The sequence below is a fragment of the Candidatus Poriferisocius sp. genome (assembly GCF_965204015.1).
GTDB lineage: Bacteria > Actinomycetota > Acidimicrobiia > Acidimicrobiales > Bin134 > Poriferisocius.
On record NZ_OZ241965.1, the window covers coordinates 1,841,325 to 1,860,067 of the forward strand.

An 18,743-nucleotide genomic window follows, 5' to 3' on the forward strand; every position below is an offset into this window, starting at 1 on the left:
TGTGATCAGCCTCAGGGCGGCTCTCGCCGTTGCCGGGATCGCGGCCGTTGCCGCGGTGGCCTGCGGTGGCGACTCCGAACCGGAATCCGCCGCCCTGAGCGATTGGAGCATCCAAGTCGGCACTGAGCAGGCCGATACCTCTTACGGGGTGTCGGCGGCGCCAAACGGTGATGTCGTGCTGGCCGCCATCACCGAGGGGGGCCTGGACGGCCAAAACCAGGGCCATCGGGACGTGTATCTGGCCCGGTATTCGCCCGACGGCCAGTTGCGCTGGTCGCGCCAGACCGGCGGGCCCAAGAACGATTCCCCGCTGGGGGTGTCGGTGGCCCCCGACGGCACCATCTACGTCGGCGGCTTCACCGAGGGCGACTTCGCCTCGCCCAATCAGGGATCGGCCGATGTCTGGCTGGCCCGATACGACGCCGACGGCAACGAGCTGTGGCGCAGGCAGTTCGGCGGTCCGGCCTGGGATCGGGGATTCGACGTAACCGCTTTCGACGGCGGTGCCTACATAACCGGCTACTCCGCCGGGACCCTCGACCCCGCCACCGACCTTGGGGGATTTGATGGCTATGCCGCCAAGTTCGACTCCGACGGCAACCAGCAGTGGATCCGCCATGTAGGAACCGACGCCACCGACTGGGGCCAAGGCTCGGCGCTGGCCCCCGATGGCGGGCTCTATTTCACCGGTTACACCGAGGGTGATCTCGGCGGAGCCAACGCCGGGGACAAGGACGCGTTTGTGGTGCATCTCCGGCCCGACGGCAACGTGACCTGGGCCGCCCAGCTCGGCACCTCGGCCCTCGACTGGACCCAGGGAGTGGGCTTGGGCCCTGACGGAGGGGTGCTGTTGGCCGGCTCGACCGAGGGGTCGTTCGCCGCCGACAACGCCGGTGAGCGGGACATGATCGTGGTGTCGCTGGATGCCGACGGGAACGAGAAATGGCGCTGGCAGGGAGGCACCGCAGGAACCGATTCGGCATTCGAAGTCCGCCAAGCCGGAGACCACATCGTGGTCACCGGGAGCGTTATCGGTGACCTCGCGGGCGATAGCAGCTCGCGGGGCGAGCGGGACGCGGTGCTGGTGTGGCTGGACCTCGATGGCAATCTGGTCGAGGTGCAGCAATTCGGCACTGATGGCGTGGATGACGCCACCGGTCTGGACGTGGCCACCGACGGGTGGGTTGTGTGGAGCGGGCACACGTTCGGCTCGTTCGAAGGAACCAACGCCGGAGAGGCCGACCTGATGTTCGGCCTGCTGGCCGCCCGAGAATGAGAGCAGGCAGTGGCAGCTGAGGCCACCGGCCGGGCAACCGGCGAGTTGCTGGTGGAGGACATGACCGACGACGAGCGCGAGCGGGCCTCTCGGGTCGACCAGGTACTGCCCGCGCTGGCGGAGCAGGCGGTGGAGGCCGACCGCACGGGCGAGTTCCCCCTCGAGCACGTCCGCACCATCTCCGAGGCGGGCCTGTTGGGACTCACCGTTCCCACCGCCTTTGGAGGGTTGGGCGGCGGGCTGCGCGATCTGGCCGCGGCCACCTTCGCCATGGCCACCGCCTGCCCATCGACTTCGCTGGCCTACTTCTTCCAGTGCAGCGGCTCGTCTCGGGGCCTGCTGCCTTTGGCCGCCATTGAGGCCGGGTTGTTCGCCGACGACGAGGTGCCCATCGTGCGGGCGTTCGGCGAGAAGGTGCTGCGCCGCATGGGGGAAGAGGGCCGATGGGTGGCCAATTTCGCCAGCGAGTCGGTGCGGTCCAAGAACGCCGCAGTAACCATCGCCACCGAGGCGTCGCGCACCGATGGCGGATGGCTGTTGAACGGGGTCAAGTCGTTCGGCTGCGCCACCGGAGTGGCCGACGACTACCTGGTGACGGCCAAGCTCGACACCGGCGACACCGCCGAGTTCTTGGCGGTGTTCCTGATTCCCCGGGACACACCAGGGGTGAGCGAGCGGGCCAAGTGGGACGCCATCGGCATGCGGGCCACCGCCACCCATGGCATCGTGCTGGAAAACGCCTTCGTGCCCGATGAGAATGCGCTCACCGTGCCGGGAACATTTGTCAAGATGACCCAGGTGAGCCGGGGCAGCTTCGTCGGCAATCAGGTGGCCCTGTCGTCGGTGTACATCGGCGCGGCGCAGGCGGTGTACGACTTCGCGCTGCGCTTTTTGACCACCACCACTTACCACGGCACCGACGAGCCCATCGGCGGCAGCGACCTGCACCGGCAGCTCATCGGCAAAATGCGGGCCCACCTCGACACGGCCTACCTGTGGGCCCGCCGCCAGATCCTGCTGGAAACGGCCGATCCCGAGATCATCCCCAAAGACGATGTGGTGGCCAACTGGCGGATCGCCAAGGGGGAGATCGCCGACAACTGCTTCCAGGCCGCAGTGCAGGCCCTCAAGGCGTGCGGCACCGGCAACACCGGGATGACGGGCGCAGTCTCCCGGGGCTTGCGCGACCTCTCGATGGGGCTAGTGCAGGGATTCCCCGCCGAGCGGGGCCGCCTGGAGGCAGCCTCGTATCTGGTGTTCGGCAAAGAAGGCGACCAGTTCGGCACCACCAGGGGCGCCTCATGAATCCGTTGCGGAAGCTCCCCTGGTTCTTCCCCGGGATGGGGGCGTTCTTGTATCTGACGGGGATGAACGACGAGTTCCTGCACATTGTGGGGGATCTGTGGCTGGACGTCGGTCGCTGGGGGCAGACCGGCTTGGTGATCGCCCTGCTCGCTCTGGTGGCCTACTTCACGCTGGACGCATTCAACCGCCGGCGCTCGGCCTACCGCTCGGCGGTCCGGGCCGCCGACACGACCCGTTCTGCCCGACTATGAACTTCAGCCCTATGAAAAGGTGTGTCCGATGATCTCTTTCACCAATCGCCGCTCTTCATCGCTCCCTTCTCGGGCGCTGGGACTGCTGATGGTGACCGTACTGGTGGCCGCGGCCTGCTCACAGGAAGCCGACGAGGCCCCCGCGGCCCCGACCGCGGCCCCGACCACAGCCGCCGCTCCCGATACACCCGACGAACCAGAAGCGCCGGCCCCCGAGCCCGAGGACACCACCGGCGGCCTGGTCCCCGCCGGACCGGACACCCCCGGCGTCTCCGATGACACGATCACCATCTCGTTCATCATCACCGACACCTCGGCGGTGGCCGCTGCCTTCGGCTGGGAGACCCCGGATGAGGGCGACCGCGAGGCCCAAGTGGCAGCGCTCATCGATCATTTCAATGCCACCGGCGGCATCGCTGGCCGCCAAGTCGAGGCCAAGGTCACCGTGTTCAACGCCATCACCGACAGCCCGATATCAGAGGAAGCCCTGTGCAACGCCATCACCCAGGACGACAAGGCCTTCGCAGTGGTGATGACCGGCCAGTTCCAGGAGAACGCCCGACCCTGCTATCGCAACGCCAACACCCTCATGTTCGATGCCACGCTGTATCCGGTGGACAACGCGGGGTTCGAGGAATTGGCCCCCTACTACTGGTCACCGATGCTCCCTTCCTATGACGACCTGGTGGGCGGCCTGGCCACGGGGCTCATCGAGGACGGCTGGTTCGAAGGGGGCACGCTGGGGATCATCGCCATCGACTCCGAGTTGAGCCAGCGGGTGTACGACGAGCAGTTCGCCCCCCGGCTGGCCGCCGCCGGGGTGGAGGTGGCCTCGTACAACACCATCGACCCCACCGACGGCACGTCGTTCAATAACGATCAGCTCCAGGCCATCATCAACTTCAAGGAAGCGGGGGTGGACAAGGTGGTGGCCATCGGCGGATCTCGGCTGGTGTCGTGGTTCATCGACACCAGCATCACCCAGAATTACGCCCCCGCCTACGCCGTGACCAGCCACGATGCCCCCGAGTTCAACGTGTTCAACTACCCGGAGATGATGCCGGGGGCCAGCGGCATCAGCGTGCTGCCCGGCTACGACGTGAACGACGACCAGTACCCGTTCCCGGCCAGCGAGGCCGAACAGGAGTGCGCCGACATCTTTGCCGGGGCCGGTTTGGAGTTCACCGAGCGGGCCAACATCCGCACCGGGCTCATGTACTGCGACGTGCTGCGCCTGCTGAAGGCCGCCACCCCGCACATGGCCGAGGTGAGCGCGCAGGGGGTCACCGACGCTCTGTGGGCCCTGGGCGACTCGTTTGAGGCTGCGTCGGTCTACGGGGTGGAGTTCACCGAGGGAAGCTACGCAGGAGGCGATCTCTACCGGCGCTTCCGGTTCGACTCCGACTGCGAGTGCATGGCGCTTACCGGCGACCCGGTGGACTTCGACGGGTAATCGGCCGCCATGGTCAAAGAGCCTGAGGGGCGACCGGGCAACCCCCGCCTCTTAGCCGCGGTTTCCTGGCAGGGGGCGGCCTTGGCCTCGCCGCTGCCGATTCTGCTCTTCCGGCGAGCAGAGATCGCTGAGCGCCTCGACCGGCTGGGGGCGCTAACCGGAGAAGCTGCGCTGTTGGGCGCAGTGGCGGTGGTGACCGCGCTGCTCGTTCCCCGGTTGCGCGACAAGCTCCCCGCCGGAATGCTGCTAATGCTCGGCGGGCTGGTGGCCGCGGTGGGGCTGGGGCTGATGGCTTGGACGATCGAGCTGACCCTGTTCACCGTCGGTGGGGTGCTGCTGGCGGTGGGCGCGGCCGCCGGTCTTGTGACCCACCGGGTTCTCTTGGCCACCGATGTCCGCCCCGCCGATCGGTTCCGCACCATGTCGTGGTATTGGGCTGCGGTGGCCACCGGCGCGTCGTGGCCGCTGCTGGTTCGCATTTTCAGCCCGGTTGGCTACGACACAATGCTGTGGATCAGCGCCGCGCTGGCGCTGGTGAGCGCGCTGTTGGTGGGCCGTCACGCCTTGGCCCACGACGAGGACCAAGAAGTCGAGGTGACCGTTGCCCGCCTGGATGTGCCCTGGGCTCGGCGGTCCTACGGGGCGGCCTTCGCGGTGGGAGCGGTGGTGATCGGCGGCGCCGACGCCGCCCAATCGCTCCTGCTGGGGGAATGGCAGCGCAGCGCGGCGCAAAATGCCGCGGTGCTGGCCGTCGGGTCGGGGGCGGCCGCACTCATCAGCCTGTTCGGCCCGTGGTATCACCGGCTGCACCGACTCGGGGGCAGCCGCCGATCAGATGCCATCGGCACCCAATTGCTGATCGCCGGCGCGCTGATATTCCTGGGCGGCCTGTCGTTCACCTACATCGGTCTGGTGGTGTGCTGGTTGTTCGCGGGCGGGGCAATCGCCATGGCCGCCGCCGGGCTGGACGCCGCGGTGTTCCCTTCTCTGGCCCCCGCGGTTCGACGAGCAGTGTCCGCCCGCCAGGTGTTCTGGGTCGGCGCGGGCGGGTTGGCTGGCGCGCTGGTCAACGCCCATGTGATCGGGGGGTGGTCGGATCAGTGGAAGATCGGATGGCTGGGCTTGCCCTTGTTGGTGGCGGGCTGGGCCATTCGTCGGTTTGCCGCCCCAGCGCGCGATTCAGAGACCGCGGTGGCGAGAGCCCAGGCCACCACCGTGCCCCGGAGGGTCTATGACGCCGACTCCCATTCGCCGCTGCTATCGGTCGAACAGGTGTCGGTGGCCTACGGATCGGTTCAGGTGCTCTTCAAAGTGGACCTCCAAGTGGAAGAGGGCGCGGTGGTCGCCTTGTTGGGCACCAACGGCGCCGGGAAGACCACGCTGTTGCGGGCCATCTCCGGCCTTGAGCCCACCATCGGCGGTCGCATCGTGTACGCCGGGCTGGATATCACCAAGACCCGTCCCACCTGGCGGGTCGGCATGGGGTTGCACCAGATCGTCGGAGGCGAGGCCGTGGTCGGCCCCCTCACCGTGGCCGACAACCTCAGCCTCTTCGGCCACGGGGTCGGCCGAACTCAGCGCGACCAGGGAATTGCTGAGGCCTACGGCCTCTTTCCCCGCTTGGCCGAGCGGTCGAGCCAGCGGGCGGCCACCCTGTCGGGCGGCGAGAAGCAGATGCTCTCGTTGGCCAAGGCCATCATCGCTCCACCCCGCCTACTGCTGATCGACGAGTTCTCGCTGGGCTTGGCCCCGACGGTGATCGCCGACCTGCTGCCGGTAGTGCGCCGCATCGCCGAGCAGGGCGCCGCGGTGCTTCTGGTGGAGCAGTCGGTGAACATCGCGCTGTCGGTTGCCGACCACGCCTATGTGATGGAGAAGGGCGAGATCGGCTATTCGGGCCCCGCGGAGGAGCTCCGTTCCCGACCCGACCTGTTGCAGGCCGCTTACCTCGAAGGCCTGGCCCAGGCTCTCCGCCACGAGGGCGGCGAAATCGGAGCGCAGTGATGGGCTCGTTCGACGTCTCCGGTCCGCTGTTGCTGCTGGGAACCATCTTCGGCTTGGGCTACGCCCTGCTGGGTATCGGGCTGGTACTGGCCTATCGATCCAGCGGCTTCATCAACTTCGCCCATGGCTCCATCGGCTTGGTGGCCGCTTCGATGATGTCAGTGGTGGTCAAGGACTACGGGGTGCCCTACTGGTTGGGCTTTGTCGGCGCGCTGATCGTGGCGGCGCTGATCGCGGCCGGGATCGAGTCGTTTGTGGTTCGAAAGCTGGCCGCCGCACCCAAGGTGCTGTCAATGGTCGCCACCCTGGGGGCGGCCGAGGCCCTGCTGCTGCTGTCGCTGTCGTTCTCCAAGGGGGGCCTGGGCGGGGGCAACTTCCCCCAGCCACCGGGATTCCCCCAATTCGACCTCACCGTCTTCGTGTCGCCGTCGGCCACCGCGCTGTTGTGCCTGTCGCCGGTGGTGGTCGGGGGGCTCTACCTGTTCCTTCAGCGGAGCCGATTCGGCCTCGCCATCCGGGGGGCGGCGGCCAACCCCGACTCGGCCACATTGGCCGGAGTGGATCCCCGGCACATGGCCATGCTGTCGTGGGCGCTGGCCGGAGGCATCGCTGCCTTCGCGGCCATGCTCATCATCCCCAACCAATCGACGGTCACTGCCGACGCCCTCGGCCCCGACTTCATCATCCGCGGCCTCGCGGTGGCGGCCCTGGCCCGATTCGCCAACCTTCCCGTCGCGCTCCTCGCCGGGCTGGGAATCGGACTGGTCGAGCAGATCCTGGCCTCTAATCCCGAGGCAACCGGCTGGTTCGAGGTGGCCCTGTTCCTGCTCATCCTGGTGGGGGTGGCCATGCAAGTGCGCGTGGGCCGAGAGCTTTCGGAGCGCTGGTCGAGCCTGTCGCCCAGCCGCCGCCTGCCCGACTCGTACCGCGACATCTGGTTGATCCGGAACCTGGGCTGGGTTGTGGGGGGCGTCGCCGCCGTGGCCGCCGCGCTGATACCCCTAGGAATCAGCAACCGCTCGGCGTTCGTGCTGTCCACCATCGTTGCCTTCGCCACCATCGGCATCTCGGTGAGCTTCCTGACCGGCCTGGCCGGCCAACTGTCGCTGGGCCAGGTTGCCTTCGCCGCCATCGGCGCGGTGGCCGGTGTTCGGGTGGCCGTCGACACCGGCAGCCTGCTGCTGGGCCTGCTGTGCGGCGGAGCGGTCGGTGCGGCGGCGTCGGCCGCAGTGGGGCTGCCCGCCCTGCGGGTGCGGGGCCTGCTGCTGGCCATCGCCACGCTGGCCTTTGCCCTGGCCACCTTCAGCTGGCTGCTCCGCCAAGACTGGGCGTTCGGCGCCGGCCTGTCGTCGCGTCCGGCCAGCGTGCTCGGAATCGAACTCACCACCTCACGGGCCTTCTACTTTGTGGCGCTGGCGGTGTTCGCCGGCGTACTGGCCGTCGCCCACGTATTGCGCCGATCCTCGTTCGGGCGCTCGCTGGTGGCGGTGCGCGACAACGAGGCCGCCGCCCGGGTGTTGCAGATCGCCCCTCGGCGCCTGCTGTTGCAGGCCTACGCCTTCGCCGGGTTCGTCGCCGGAGTGGGCGGCGTGATTCTGGCCATGAGCAACACCTTCGTCACCCGTAGCATCTTCACCCCCAGCGACAGCATCAACGTGGTCTCGCTGGCCGTCATCGGCGGCCTCTCGGAATTGACCGGTCCCCTGCTTGGGGCGGCCTATCTGATCGGCATCCGGGAGTTCTTCGACCTGGAGCTCTCGGCCTTGGCCGGGTTGAATGCCGCCTGGCTGATCTTGATCCTGGAACAGCCTCGGGGCTTCCACGGGCTGCTGGAAACCACTCGGCGCAATTTGATCGATCAGATTGCTCGACTGCGAGGTGTCGACCCGGTCGCAGCCCGAGAAGAGGAGGCCGAGCACGAGGCTGACGCAGCTTCGGTAGTGCCCGCAGAATCAGCCCCGCCCACAAGATCCGGCGGGACGGTGCTGGAAGTAAAGGGCCTCACCCGCAGCTTCGGCGACTTGGTGGCGGTGGACGACGTGTCGTTCACCGTCGCCGAAGGCGAGACGCTTGGGCTCATCGGGCCCAACGGTGCCGGCAAGACGACAGTGTTCGAGCTGGTCAGCGGATATCTGCGCCCCCACGCGGGCACGGTGTTGTTCGAGGGCGCCGATGTCACCGGACTGACCCCGGAAGCCCGCAGCCGCCGGGGTTTGGTGCGCTCCTTCCAGAACGCCCCGCTGTTTCCCACCATGACCCCCCGCGACATCGTCTTCCTGGCCAACCAGCGAGCTCACCAGCACGGCTTCGTGGTCGGCGGCTCGCGCACTGAGCGGGAACTCGAAGACCACACCTCGGACACGCTGGCCATGTTCGGCCTGAACCGGTTGGCCGATCAGCCGGTCAGCCTGCTGTCCACCGGCACCCGGCGTCTGGTGGAGTTGGCCGCCAATGTGGCCCTGCGCCCCCGCCTGCTGCTCATGGACGAGCCGTCAGCCGGCATCGCCCAGGCGGAGACCGAGGCGTTGGGGACGGTGATCGCCCAAATCCGCCAGGCCTACGGCATCACCCTGGTGGTGATCGAACACGACATGCCGCTGCTGACCTCGGTGTGCGACCGCCTCATCGCCCTAGAGGTGGGGGCGGTGATCGCCGAGGGAACCCCCGCCGAGGTGCAGGCCGATCCCGCGGTGGTGCAGAGCTATCTGGGAGGCGACCCCACTGCCATTGCCAGGAGCGGATCGATCACGCCCCCTCCACGTCAGTAAACAGATCGCGAAGGCCCGCGCCCTTCCATCCCTCGGAATTCCCAAGATTTTATGCTCCGATTCCCCGAGAAAATACCCTCGGATTTCCCAAGATTTTATGCTCCGATTCCCCGAGAAAATACCCTCGGATTTCCCAGGAACATTTCTTGCCTGGTATTATGCAATGAATTTGGAGGTGTTTGTTGCCGTTTATTCGCCGCCGAATCGAGGAGATCGCAGCCCAAAGAATGGGGGAGATACCAGTGGTGGCACTGCTGGGGCCCCGATCAGTGGGAAAATCCACCCTCCTGCGTTCGCTCGCAGCCGCTGCTGGGGCCGACATCATCGATCTCGACGATCCCGCCACCCGGACCGCCGTGGCCGATGACCCGTCCCTGTTCGCGCAGGGACCCCGGCCGGTGTTCATCGACGAGTACCAGCACGTTCCCGATCTGTTGAGCGCGATCAAAGCAGAGCTGAACCGCGACGGATCATCGGGGCAGTTCGTCATCACCGGCTCCACCCGCCATGAGGCCCTACCCGAGATGGCAGAGGCTCTCACCGGCCGGCTGTACCGCCTCTCTGTGTACCCATTCTCTCAGGGGGAGATCGAGGGCTATCGCGAAGGCCTGCTGGAGACCCTGTTCAAAGACCCCGAAAGCGCGGTCGCCACCACCTGGTCTACGACCACTCGGGAGGAATACATCCGGCGAATCGTCAGCGGCGGCCTCCCCTTGGCGCGACAGCAGACCGGCGCGGCGCGCGGCCGCTGGTTCGACAACTATGTGGAGCTCACCCTCGAGCGCGACGTTCGAGCGTTGGCCAACATCCGCCAGCGCGAGGCGCTGCCGAGGCTCTTCGGCCACCTGATGGCCCAGACCGGCCAAGTGCTCAACGTGGCCAAAGTCGCACAGGCCGCCAACATGAGCCCCAGCACCGCTGAGGGCTACACCAAACTCCTCGAAGCGGTATACCTCGTACATCGACTGCCCGCCTGGGGAACCACGCTGAGAGCGCGAGCCACGGCGCGGCCCAAACTGCATGCGGTCGACCCCGGATTGGCCGCCCACACGATGGGACTATCCGACACCAAGCTGTCGTCGCACAACCCCACTCATCGAGAGCAGTTCGGCCATCTGCTGGAGACCTTCGTAGCAGGCGAGATCATCAAGCAGGCATCGTGGATGGACGACATCGCCGCCATAGGCCACTGGCGCACCCATGACGGGGTGGACGTGGACGTGGTGGTCGAGCGACGAGACGGAACAGTGGTCGCCATCGAGGTCAAGGCCGGTGCCGTCAACAACAAGCACCTCAGCGGCTTGCGAACCCTCCGCGACGCCTTGGGGGACCGCTTCGCCGCCGGCGCCATGCTCCATATGGGCAAATACCCGTCACGGCCAACCGACCGCATCGTGACCCTGCCTGTAGACCGCCTGTGGACCTGACGGCACCCGCCGCAGGTTGGTTCAGGTGGCTTCTACGCTGGTGAAGAGGTCGCGCCGGCGGAACGAAGCGGTCATGAACCGGGCGAAGGCCTTGCGCCGGGTGAGCCACACCACCCGGGCGCCCGACTTGTCGGCGGCCAGGATGTGGTCGGCCAGCCAGGGGGTGACGGTGTGGACGTGGTCGCCCAAGATGTTGAAGATCTTCTTCGACTTCTCCCACTGCTCAGACGTGAGGTCGTAGTTCTCTGTCTGTTGGGTCAGAATGCCGAGTCCCCGGCCCTAAGCCAGGGGCTTCTGCGTCAATCGGTTTTCAGGAGGTTGGTGTAGCTGACTCGCTTCGTTGTGCAGGGCAAACCTAGCGACTCCTAGGCGGCGGGAAGTCCCTCCGCGGCTTGTTGCCGGCAATCACATCAGGATCGACACCGGGCAACGCACTGACGAATCTCATGTAAGCGGGGCCTGTTGTCACCTCCAGCATTTGTCTGTTCGTATCAAGCCCCGGTCGCAGCATGAGTGCCGCATCTTGTCGGTTGCGGGACTTTTTGAGATGCTCCAGAAGCAGCCCATGGCGAGCTGCTGAATAAGAACTGCCTGCAATGACAGCGAAATCGCTGAGCAGTCTCATGGATGTGAGCAGCATGTCGTTGTAGGCATCGTGCTCTTAGGTGTCACCCAGTTCTTCTTCAAAGTAGTGGATAGCCCACATCAACTCGACTGAGAATTTGAAAAGGACTTCGGAAGTGGCCAGCGCAAGATTGGCGACATGCTCTGATTCGGCCTGGTTGGGGGTGCTCATGGGTTGCGGTACTCCTGACAAGTCCTGGCAACTCTAACCGAGGACTTCCAAGTGGCCCCTTCGATGGAAGGACCTGCTTTGGCTACAAACGCTGACTACCGATCCGAAGGAGTCGACGTTGACGCATGGACTCCCGGGCACCAGACCGCGTCTGCTGTATTTAGACCCACTCAAGAGTTCGGGGATTCCATTCGCCTGATGTGCGGCCAGCGAGGATGGGATCGAGCATGGCTTTGACTATTTTGAGACCAGCCTGAGCCGTGGGGTAGGCGAAGTTGGGTGCTTGGCGGGCAGCGGCAGCATAGCCATCGACCCAATCAGGGGAGGGCAGCGTCACTTCGGCCGGCGGACAGAGGTTGCGATGTTGGTATTCGCTCATCAGTGCGTTGTGAAGCGCCTTGGCATTGATGCTCTGGGTTGCGGCAATGAGCACGAGGTCTACTAGATCGCGGTAGCGGGTGCTGGGAACACCATCTCCATACGTGGCAATCATGGCGGCGTGCTTGTCAGCTATGTGATCGACCACCGGATATGTGCGGTAGACGCTGGTGCGCAGCCCATCGACGTTTATGGGGCAAAGGGCGGGAACCGATTCAGGCGTGCCGGTCATGTTCGTGGCGATGACCGTGTCGACGCGAAAGCCCACGAACATGACATCACCGATGTAGGCAGTGATTTTGACTTGGATGCCGGAATTGTGTCCGGCGATCTTGTGAGCTAGCTCAATGTCGAATGTGAAGTAATCGCCCAAGTCGACCTCAGCAGCCTCGACTAGACCCTCGACGATGGCTTCAACCGATCCTTGGAAATAGAGATCGACATCCATACTGTGGCGGGCTCGGGTCGGGATCCGGGCAAGTAGTCCAGCGGCACCTTTGAGCACCCAGCTTTCCGGGTCGCTAATGAATACCCGAGCGAGAAGTCGATCGTAGGCAAATTGCCGCCTGAGTTCGGCGATCGAGTGAGGAGAACTAGCTGCGGCGTTGGCTATTTTGGCCTTGATGGCATTCTGGAATGCTGTGGCCGTCTTGTAGCGAAAGACGAGTTTAGGCTTTGAAGTTGCCGCGCCTGCTTCTGCTTGATTTGAGGAATGAGACTCCCGAGGCATTATGGCTCTCCTGACTTGTCCGCCAGTTCGAGGAGTACCCCAAGATCGTGGTGCCTGCCTAGCACGATTTGGAGTTCGTCCCGAGTAGCCAATCCGGTGGCGATGGCATCGGCAGCGAAACGCCCGAGATGGCCGCCATCATGGTTGGCTTGGGCTAAATCGGCGAGGGTTCGTGCTGGAGAGGTCACTGCGAAGCCATCCCGTACAAGCCATTCGTGATGATTGAGACCCCTGCGTCGCACTCGCACACGGACCTTGACTCGGGTCTGGATGCGCCGTGTCGAGATAAACTCTGGCAGCTCAGCGGAGAACACACCGAGACCGAGCACAGAGGCTGCTGATTCATGGGACACCCAGAGTGAGGGCTTGCGAGTGCGCTGGCGGGGTGTGAGGGCCGGGGCAAGACGCAACCAGGCAACGCGAAGTTCCTGGTGCGGGTCCACACCAGCGCCAGCTACTCGATACACCCCGTAGTCGAGCCGGTGAATGTGCCCGTAGGACACGGCTCTGGCCAGCTCATAGTTTTTGATCCCCTTCTTGGCTGCTTGGGCACTGGTGAAGTAGCCATGTTGCGCCATTGGAATCTCATCCAGGTGACGAAGAACGTTGAGATGGCTGTTGATTCGCATTTGTGCTGACAATATAGCAGCTAGGTGCTACAAATACAGCACGTTTTTCAAGAGATGCCTCCTACGTTGGGCTGGTTCAAGCCCCTTCGATGTCAGCGAAGAGGTCGCGCCGGCGGAACGAAGCCGTCATGAACCGGGCGAAGGCCTTGCGTCGGGTTAGCCACACCACCCGAGCGCCCGACTTGTCGGCGGCCAGGATGTGGTCGGCCAGCCAGGGGGTGACGGTGTGGACGTGGTCGCCCAGAATGTTGAAGATCTTCTTCGACTTCTCCCACTGCTCCGAGGTGAGGTCGTAGTCGCCGGTCAACAGGTCGGTCACCACGATGCCCGGCGACACGGTGCATATCTGCACCGGAGTGTCGGCGGTGTCCTTGCGCAGGGCCTTTTGCAGATAGCGCACCGCTCGCTTGGTGGCCCCGTAGGCCGCCATACCCGACTGGGTGGCGCCGTCGGAACCGAATCCCTCGGTGTTCCACACCTGGCCGTGGCCCTGGCCCACCATGTTGGCGATGGCCGTCTTGCTGGCCAGCAGCGCGCCGGTGAGGTTGGTGTTGACCAGGGCAGCCAGGTCGCTGTCGGGCTGCTCCCACAGCGGCTGGCGGGCGATGCTGACGCCCGCGTTGTTGATCCACACGTCAACCCCGCCGAAGGCATTGACGGTGCGGTCCCACAGCCCCTGGAGCTGTTGGGGATCGGTGATGTCACAGGCCGCGCCGCACACCTTGGATTCCCCGTAGTACTGGCCCAACTCGGCCATGACTTCCTCCACCTGGCCTGCCGACCGACCGCTAACCGCCACTTGGCATTGGCGCTTGAGGAACTCGCGGGCCAACCCGTTGCCGATCCCCCTGGTGCTCCCGGTGATGACGATGCGCTTGGTCACTTTGTGCTCCTCCTATTGCTCAACGTCGATCCCAGTGACTGACCGATGGCTGTTCGACCAACTGCTCCATATTGGCCCGACTGGGGCGACCCAGGCTGGCGGCAATGAACGCGGCGATGAGGTTGCCGAGCAGTTCTTGGACGGCTGGGTCGGCGGTCGCGGATTCGGGCTCCAGGAAGGAGCGGCCGCTAGTGGTGTCCACTGGATCGCAGATAGCGAAATGTCCGGCGCCGGACAGCTCCACCAGCCAGGAATCTCCCTGCTGCCTATGAATGGCCTCGGCAAAGGTCCGCCGGACGGGGTCGTGGGTGCCGTCGTCGGTGCGGTAGCGGTCGCGGCTGGCGGCGATGACCCCGTCGTCGGCGCCGCCCAGCAGCAGCATCGACACTTTGGCCGGAATGGGCGCGACGGCGGCCTCGCCATGCCCCAGGGCCGTGGCCACCATGGTGTGGGCGGCGTAGGCGAACACCGCCTGCAAGCCCGGCACCCAGGACGGATCGCTATTGTGCAGCGCCGTCGTGCCCCCGGCCGAATGGCCCCCCACGACGACTCGGACCAAGTCCAGGTGCCCGGCCACCGGACATTGCTCGTCGGCGGCCAATTCAGCCAGGCAGGCGAGCAGCGGTCCAAGTGCGGTGGAGGAGGGCCGGGTGCCGATGGTGTCAGGGGCCAAAGCGGCCAGGTCGAGACCGGGGGTGATGCCTCGCCCCGCCGGTCCCAGCGAACCGATGGCCGCATAGGTCACCACGCACAGTCCGTCGGCCACCAGACGATGGGCCAGCCACCGGTAGCTGTCGGGGGCCACGTTGATGCCCGGCAGCACGACGACGATCGGCCACGGGGCATCGGCGGCGTCGGCCGGGACTTGCCCGGTCAGGCGGGCCTCGTCGAGACGGCGGTCGTCACCGGGGTAGAACAGCGTTCCCAGCGCGGCATCTCCGTCGGCGCCAAAGGAGAAGTGCAGCCCTCGGACGATCATGCGGCGCTCTTTGCCGCAGCATTGTTTCGCTCAGAGGAACACGGTTTCATCAACTTCCAGCACACTCTACGATTCCCAAGGTGAGCGACACCAGAAACTACGGCCCGGCCTCGCCTCGGCCGTATCAGTGCTTTATGGGCCACTGGGAGGGGTTGTGCAAGAGCTTCACCCCCCACGGCGATTTCCTCGAATCCAGCGCCGTACACATGGACGTGTACTGGCTGGACGACAACACCTGGCACCTCCACGAGCATTTCGAGAACCTCTACGGCGTGGGCGAGACCATCTTCGACACCCCGATCCAAGTCGACGGCAAGCGGTGCTTTGCCGACAGCGACCAGCTCAGCCTCGAGGGGGCCGAGCTCACCCCGTACAACTACGTCTTCACCATCGACAGCCGGGTGAGCAACAACATCGTCTACAACAACCACTACTTCCTAGACCCCGACACCCGTCGCATCATCACCCACAAGGTGCGCGACGGCGCCACCAACCTGTTCCAGATTCAGGACTTCACCCGGGTGCAGCGGCCATGATCGTCCAGAGCGCCCCCGGAGGCGACGCCAGCGCCCCCCATTTCGTGATCGCCATGCACCAGCACACCGCCTTCGCCGGGTCGCTGGCCGCAAATTTCGGCAACGACGACTTCGCCGGGCTCGAACCGGCCGAGCCGATGCAGTTCATCGTCGACCACCACGACCAGGGCTGGGCCGACCTCGACGCCCAGGCCCCCCAGAACCCCGACACCGGCCTTCCCTACAATCTGACGGCCACGCCGCTGCCCCAGATTGTGAACACATCAGCGGGATCGCCAACGTTCAACGAGGCTCATCACCCGTTCAGCGGCATCATCTCGTCGATGCACACCTACGGCCTGTACCGGGGACGGTACGGGTTGAGCGACAAGATCTTCTTGGACATGATCCCCAACGAGCTGCGCCCCGAGGTCGACGCCATGCTGGGCAATGAGGAGAGCCGCCAGCGCCGCCTGAAGGAGCAGTTGGCCGCCGACGATCCCGACCACGCCAGCGACGACTATCTGTTCCACGCCTACAAGCAGCTCCAGTTCTTCGACACCTTCTCCCTGTACTTTCACCTGGCTCCTGAAGGAGAGCGGGGCCCCTCAGACTTCCTCAACGTGCCCCGGGCAGTGGGCGACGACGTGACCATCTCGGTAGTCGAGCGTCCTGGCGGGGAATACGGGTTGGATCCCTACCCGTTTGGCGAAGACGGGCTTGAGCTGGCCACCGAAGGCCGGTATCTCGCTCCCCAGCCTCCCGGTACCGACCTCGGCGCGGTGCTGGCCGCCACGCCAGTGGCGACACAGACGGTTCGCCTGGTCCGAATGTGAGCAAGGGGTCGTTTTCCCAAGGAGTCGGCGAGTGGATCGGCGCGGCTGAGGTCTACGACGCCGAAGGCCGCTTTGCCGGGATGGGGCGCGACACCCGATCAGTGAAGGCCGACGACCAAGCTGGTCGGGTGACGGTAGAGGTCGAGTTCGACGGGCCGTTCTCCCTGTCGGGGGTCTACACCATCGCCGACCACGGCTCGCACCGCACCTACGAAGGGCCCCTCAACATCGGCTATGCCGAGGCGATGGGCGACGGCCTGGTGGCCGCCCACAACTACTGGCCCGACCTGGGGCTGTCGCAGCGCATCTTCCTTATGGTGCTGCCCGACGGTACCCACCAGCTCTCTCTGGCCCTGCTCAGTCGGGGCGACCAGCTCCGCTGGACCGTGGTGGGGGAATACCAGCGGCAGGTGGACCCTTCCGACCCCGAGCCGCCCCCGGTGGTGCCGATGGACCCGCAGGCTTTGCGTGATGACCCCACCGCCGGCCGAGGCGAGCTGCTGTTGCTGCGTCCTGGCCGATGGTCGGGCCGACTGCACCGCCTCGACGCCGACGGCACGCCCACCGGACCGGCTGACTACACCGAAACGGTCGTTGCCCAGGACGACTCGTGGGAAGTGGAGCTTTCGGGGGCGGACTACTCCCCCGGCCTGTCGTTTACCCTGTTGTCTGACGGCTGGACGGCGTGGACCCCAAAAGGCGATCTGATGGGCAGCGGCAGCCTCAGCGGCGGCCGGGGCTTCAGCGGACATCTCCACCTCCACAGCCGAGGGCTCCGGGTGTGGCGACGCGAGGTGGTATCGCGCGATGGCTCCACCAAGGCGGTTCTCCACATCTGGTATCGGGGCGAGCAGCGCCTCGGAGCAGCCTACGGGGCATTGGCCTTCGAACCGGCATGACTGAGAAGGACCGCTTCAGCGGCGACTGGTTGATCAACGAGTACGTCTACGACCCCGACGGCACCTTCCGGGGCGAAGTGGCCCAGCGCCGGATAGTCGAGCCAGCCGCAGAGAACCGGCTGCGGGTGACCCAGCAGTGCCACCCCTCCCCCGAACTAGCCGACCACCCCATGGCCGCCTTCGCCGGCGAGTGGGTGTTCGACCTGGAGGTGGCCGGCGACCAGCGCCGATATCTCGGCCCCGATGTAGTGGGCGTCGGCACCGTGTGGCAGCCCGGCGCCCTCACCGGCCGAGGACTCTGGCCCCGCTTCGGCTACGAGTTCGAGTCCTACAGCGTCCTGGTCGCCCCCGACCGCCAGCTCACCGGCGGCTTCTTCTCCCTAGCCGGACGCTCAGTAGCCGACATCGTCGGCGTAGCCGTCCCCGAAGCCTCCGGCGTAGAACCCCGCCTCGACTTGTCAGCCCCCGCCCCCAAGCCCAACGACCACTGGCCCCTCCAGCGAACCGCCGGCCCCATGCTGGTAGCTGCCGACCGCCCCTCGCCCACACGCCGCCGCCGCCTCTGGGCCATGCGCGACCCCATCGGAGTCACCGGCATCCAGATCACCGAAGACGTGGACGATAAAGGCCGCTCGGTGTCGGTGACCGTGGGCTAAGGGTCGGCGGCGCTTAGGCGTCGGAGGTGTAGGTGAGGGGGCCGAAGACTATGTCGGTCATGCGGTCGCCGTCGTAGAGCTTCCAGGCGACGGCCAGGGTGTAGTCGCGGTCGATGATGAACTCTCGGCCTTTGACTTTGAAGGGCTCGCTGACGTGGTGCTGGGAGGTGTAGAGGGCTCGGCCGTAGGCGATGGCGTTGCCCCACAGGTCGGGGCCGTCGTAGGTGTAGCGGTTGCCGTGGGAGCGGGTGCGGATGAAGGTGTGGGAGTAGTCGAGATCCCCGGAGAGCTCCAGGGTGTGGGTGGCGCGCACCAGGTCGATGGGATCGTGGCGCCAGCGCACGTTCACGGTGCCCCGGCGCTGCTGGTCGGCCCCGAACACCTCGCACTCCCCCGTCCATTCGCCTCCGATGCGGTCGGGCACGGTGTGGGGCCAGGCGGCCATCTCCCGCTCGGCCTCGATGTGGGCGTCGATCCACGCCTTGGTATCGGGATTGGTGTCGTAGTCGTGGGCGTTCAGGTAGACACCGTTGAAGACCGAGAAGATGGTGGGACCCTCGTAGAGCAGCGACGAGTACACCTGGGTCACCCCGTCGGGGAGGATCTGGTTCATGGTGTTGAGGTCGGCCCGCCAACCCGGGGCGTAATAGTGCGAGTCAACCAATGAGCCGTAGGGGTGGCCGGCCCCGTAGAAGTCGGGGCCCTGGTAGATGCGGTCGTTGCCCCGATCATCCACGCCGAACTCGAAGTCCCTGATCTCGAACCGGTTGCGCAGCGGGCCGGTGTTCATGAAGTTGCACTGCATCCAGTAGGTGACCTTGCCGTCGGCGAACACGCTGGCCCGGCTGACCTTGTTGAATCCGGTGTGGTTGCCCTCGGCGTCGAACACCGACGGCAGGCCGTACCACTCGCCGGTGATGCGCTGCTGCCACTCGGAGGCTTGGGATTCGCTCATGGG

Annotated in this window: 18 protein-coding genes; 11 read left to right on the forward strand and 7 right to left on the reverse strand. The window is 65.7% G+C overall.

The genetic code is table 11. From position 1 onward, the window contains the following. Nucleotide 1: 1 nt before the first annotated feature. From ACOGJC_RS08195 to ACOGJC_RS08225, 7 genes are all read left to right on the forward strand, one after another. On the forward strand, nucleotides 2-1,276 hold the full coding sequence (locus ACOGJC_RS08195) for a hypothetical protein (RefSeq protein ID WP_419848011.1): 1,275 nt from the start codon (nucleotides 2-4) through the stop codon (nucleotides 1,274-1,276). 9 nt (nucleotides 1,277-1,285) lie between these two features. Next, nucleotides 1,286-2,581 (forward strand): acyl-CoA dehydrogenase family protein, encoded by a 1,296-nt coding sequence (locus ACOGJC_RS08200; protein WP_419848012.1) that lies wholly within the window; start codon nucleotides 1,286-1,288, stop codon nucleotides 2,579-2,581. Then, entirely contained in the window at nucleotides 2,578-2,832 is a 255-nt protein-coding gene (locus ACOGJC_RS08205) for a hypothetical protein (protein WP_419848013.1), read from the forward strand. The genes ACOGJC_RS08200 and ACOGJC_RS08205 overlap by 4 nt, the downstream gene beginning before the upstream one ends. A gap of 28 nt (nucleotides 2,833-2,860) precedes the next feature. Next, nucleotides 2,861-4,285, forward strand: coding sequence for a hypothetical protein (locus tag ACOGJC_RS08210; protein ID WP_419848014.1), 1,425 nt, complete (start codon nucleotides 2,861-2,863; stop codon nucleotides 4,283-4,285). 9 nt (nucleotides 4,286-4,294) lie between these two features. Continuing rightward, the gene (locus ACOGJC_RS08215; RefSeq protein WP_419848015.1) at nucleotides 4,295-6,289 is read left to right on the forward strand and encodes an ATP-binding cassette domain-containing protein; all 1,995 of its coding nucleotides are present in this window, start codon (nucleotides 4,295-4,297) and stop codon (nucleotides 6,287-6,289) included. Beyond that, a complete protein-coding gene (locus ACOGJC_RS08220; RefSeq protein ID WP_419848016.1) occupies nucleotides 6,289-9,057 on the forward strand; it encodes an ABC transporter permease subunit in 2,769 nt (922 codons plus the stop codon). Before ACOGJC_RS08215 ends, ACOGJC_RS08220 begins: the two co-directional genes overlap by 1 nt. 227 nt (nucleotides 9,058-9,284) lie before the next feature. Then, entirely contained in the window at nucleotides 9,285-10,484 is a 1,200-nt protein-coding gene (locus ACOGJC_RS08225; protein ID WP_419848017.1) for an ATP-binding protein, read from the forward strand. 21 nt (nucleotides 10,485-10,505) lie between these two features. On the opposite strand, the gene ACOGJC_RS08230 is transcribed toward ACOGJC_RS08225, so the two are convergent. From ACOGJC_RS08230 to ACOGJC_RS08255, 6 genes are all read right to left on the reverse strand, one after another. Further along, nucleotides 10,506-10,673 carry a hypothetical protein gene (locus tag ACOGJC_RS08230; RefSeq protein ID WP_419848018.1) on the reverse strand — a complete coding sequence of 56 codons (168 nt, stop codon included), beginning with the start codon at nucleotides 10,671-10,673 and terminating at the stop codon, nucleotides 10,506-10,508. 472 nt (nucleotides 10,674-11,145) lie between these two features. Further along, the gene (locus ACOGJC_RS08235; protein ID WP_419848019.1) at nucleotides 11,146-11,280 is read right to left on the reverse strand and encodes a hypothetical protein; all 135 of its coding nucleotides are present in this window, start codon (nucleotides 11,278-11,280) and stop codon (nucleotides 11,146-11,148) included. Between the two features lie 160 nt (nucleotides 11,281-11,440). Beyond that, complete coding sequence (locus ACOGJC_RS08240; RefSeq protein ID WP_419848020.1) at nucleotides 11,441-12,388, reverse strand: nucleotidyl transferase AbiEii/AbiGii toxin family protein; 948 nt, start codon at nucleotides 12,386-12,388, stop codon at nucleotides 11,441-11,443. Beyond that, entirely contained in the window at nucleotides 12,388-13,017 is a 630-nt protein-coding gene (locus ACOGJC_RS08245) for a type IV toxin-antitoxin system AbiEi family antitoxin domain-containing protein (RefSeq protein ID WP_419848021.1), read from the reverse strand. Before ACOGJC_RS08245 ends, ACOGJC_RS08240 begins: the two co-directional genes overlap by 1 nt. Nucleotides 13,018-13,093: 76 nt before the next feature. After that, nucleotides 13,094-13,900 (reverse strand): SDR family NAD(P)-dependent oxidoreductase, encoded by an 807-nt coding sequence (locus tag ACOGJC_RS08250; protein WP_419848022.1) that lies wholly within the window; start codon nucleotides 13,898-13,900, stop codon nucleotides 13,094-13,096. Between the two features lie 19 nt (nucleotides 13,901-13,919). Further along, nucleotides 13,920-14,879: an alpha/beta hydrolase gene (locus ACOGJC_RS08255; protein WP_419848023.1), complete on the reverse strand. Its 960-nt coding sequence runs from the start codon at nucleotides 14,877-14,879 to the stop codon at nucleotides 13,920-13,922. An 80-nt stretch (nucleotides 14,880-14,959) separates the two neighbouring features. Here ACOGJC_RS08255 and ACOGJC_RS08260 point away from each other — a divergent pair, with 80 nt between their 5' ends. The 4 genes from ACOGJC_RS08260 to ACOGJC_RS08275 are packed head-to-tail and all read left to right on the forward strand — an operon-like array spanning nucleotide 14,960 to nucleotide 17,785. After that, nucleotides 14,960-15,415 (forward strand): hypothetical protein, encoded by a 456-nt coding sequence (locus ACOGJC_RS08260; protein ID WP_419848024.1) that lies wholly within the window; start codon nucleotides 14,960-14,962, stop codon nucleotides 15,413-15,415. Beyond that, nucleotides 15,412-16,230 (forward strand): DUF3891 family protein, encoded by an 819-nt coding sequence (locus ACOGJC_RS08265; protein ID WP_419848025.1) that lies wholly within the window; start codon nucleotides 15,412-15,414, stop codon nucleotides 16,228-16,230. The genes ACOGJC_RS08260 and ACOGJC_RS08265 overlap by 4 nt, the downstream gene beginning before the upstream one ends. Further along, nucleotides 16,227-17,129: a hypothetical protein gene (locus tag ACOGJC_RS08270; RefSeq protein ID WP_419848026.1), complete on the forward strand. Its 903-nt coding sequence runs from the start codon at nucleotides 16,227-16,229 to the stop codon at nucleotides 17,127-17,129. The genes ACOGJC_RS08265 and ACOGJC_RS08270 overlap by 4 nt, the downstream gene beginning before the upstream one ends. Next, the gene (locus ACOGJC_RS08275; protein WP_419848027.1) at nucleotides 17,126-17,785 is read left to right on the forward strand and encodes a hypothetical protein; all 660 of its coding nucleotides are present in this window, start codon (nucleotides 17,126-17,128) and stop codon (nucleotides 17,783-17,785) included. Before ACOGJC_RS08270 ends, ACOGJC_RS08275 begins: the two co-directional genes overlap by 4 nt. A gap of 13 nt (nucleotides 17,786-17,798) precedes the next feature. On the opposite strand, the gene ACOGJC_RS08280 is transcribed toward ACOGJC_RS08275, so the two are convergent. Then, entirely contained in the window at nucleotides 17,799-18,740 is a 942-nt protein-coding gene (locus tag ACOGJC_RS08280; RefSeq protein ID WP_419848028.1) for a hypothetical protein, read from the reverse strand. Between the last annotated feature and the right edge of the window lie 3 nt (nucleotides 18,741-18,743).

Bases quoted from the DNA above. Each gene is read 5' to 3' on its own strand.
- ACOGJC_RS08280 (WP_419848028.1), bottom strand. From the start codon at position 18,740: ATGAGCGAATCCCAAGCCTCCGAGTGGCAGCAGCGCATCACCGGCGAG.
- ACOGJC_RS08210 (WP_419848014.1), top strand. From the start codon at position 2,861: ATGATCTCTTTCACCAATCGCCGCTCTTCATCGCTCCCTTCTCGGGCG.
- ACOGJC_RS08240 (WP_419848020.1), bottom strand. From the start codon at position 12,388: ATGCCTCGGGAGTCTCATTCCTCAAATCAAGCAGAAGCAGGCGCGGCA.
- ACOGJC_RS08215 (WP_419848015.1), top strand. From the start codon at position 4,295: ATGGTCAAAGAGCCTGAGGGGCGACCGGGCAACCCCCGCCTCTTAGCC.
- ACOGJC_RS08220 (WP_419848016.1), top strand. From the start codon at position 6,289: ATGGGCTCGTTCGACGTCTCCGGTCCGCTGTTGCTGCTGGGAACCATC.
- ACOGJC_RS08255 (WP_419848023.1), bottom strand. From the start codon at position 14,879: ATGATCGTCCGAGGGCTGCACTTCTCCTTTGGCGCCGACGGAGATGCC.
- ACOGJC_RS08275 (WP_419848027.1), top strand. From the start codon at position 17,126: ATGACTGAGAAGGACCGCTTCAGCGGCGACTGGTTGATCAACGAGTAC.
- ACOGJC_RS08205 (WP_419848013.1), top strand. From the start codon at position 2,578: ATGAATCCGTTGCGGAAGCTCCCCTGGTTCTTCCCCGGGATGGGGGCG.
- ACOGJC_RS08235 (WP_419848019.1), bottom strand. From the start codon at position 11,280: ATGAGCACCCCCAACCAGGCCGAATCAGAGCATGTCGCCAATCTTGCG.
- ACOGJC_RS08225 (WP_419848017.1), top strand. From the start codon at position 9,285: ATGGGGGAGATACCAGTGGTGGCACTGCTGGGGCCCCGATCAGTGGGA.
- ACOGJC_RS08265 (WP_419848025.1), top strand. From the start codon at position 15,412: ATGATCGTCCAGAGCGCCCCCGGAGGCGACGCCAGCGCCCCCCATTTC.
- ACOGJC_RS08245 (WP_419848021.1), bottom strand. From the start codon at position 13,017: ATGCGAATCAACAGCCATCTCAACGTTCTTCGTCACCTGGATGAGATT.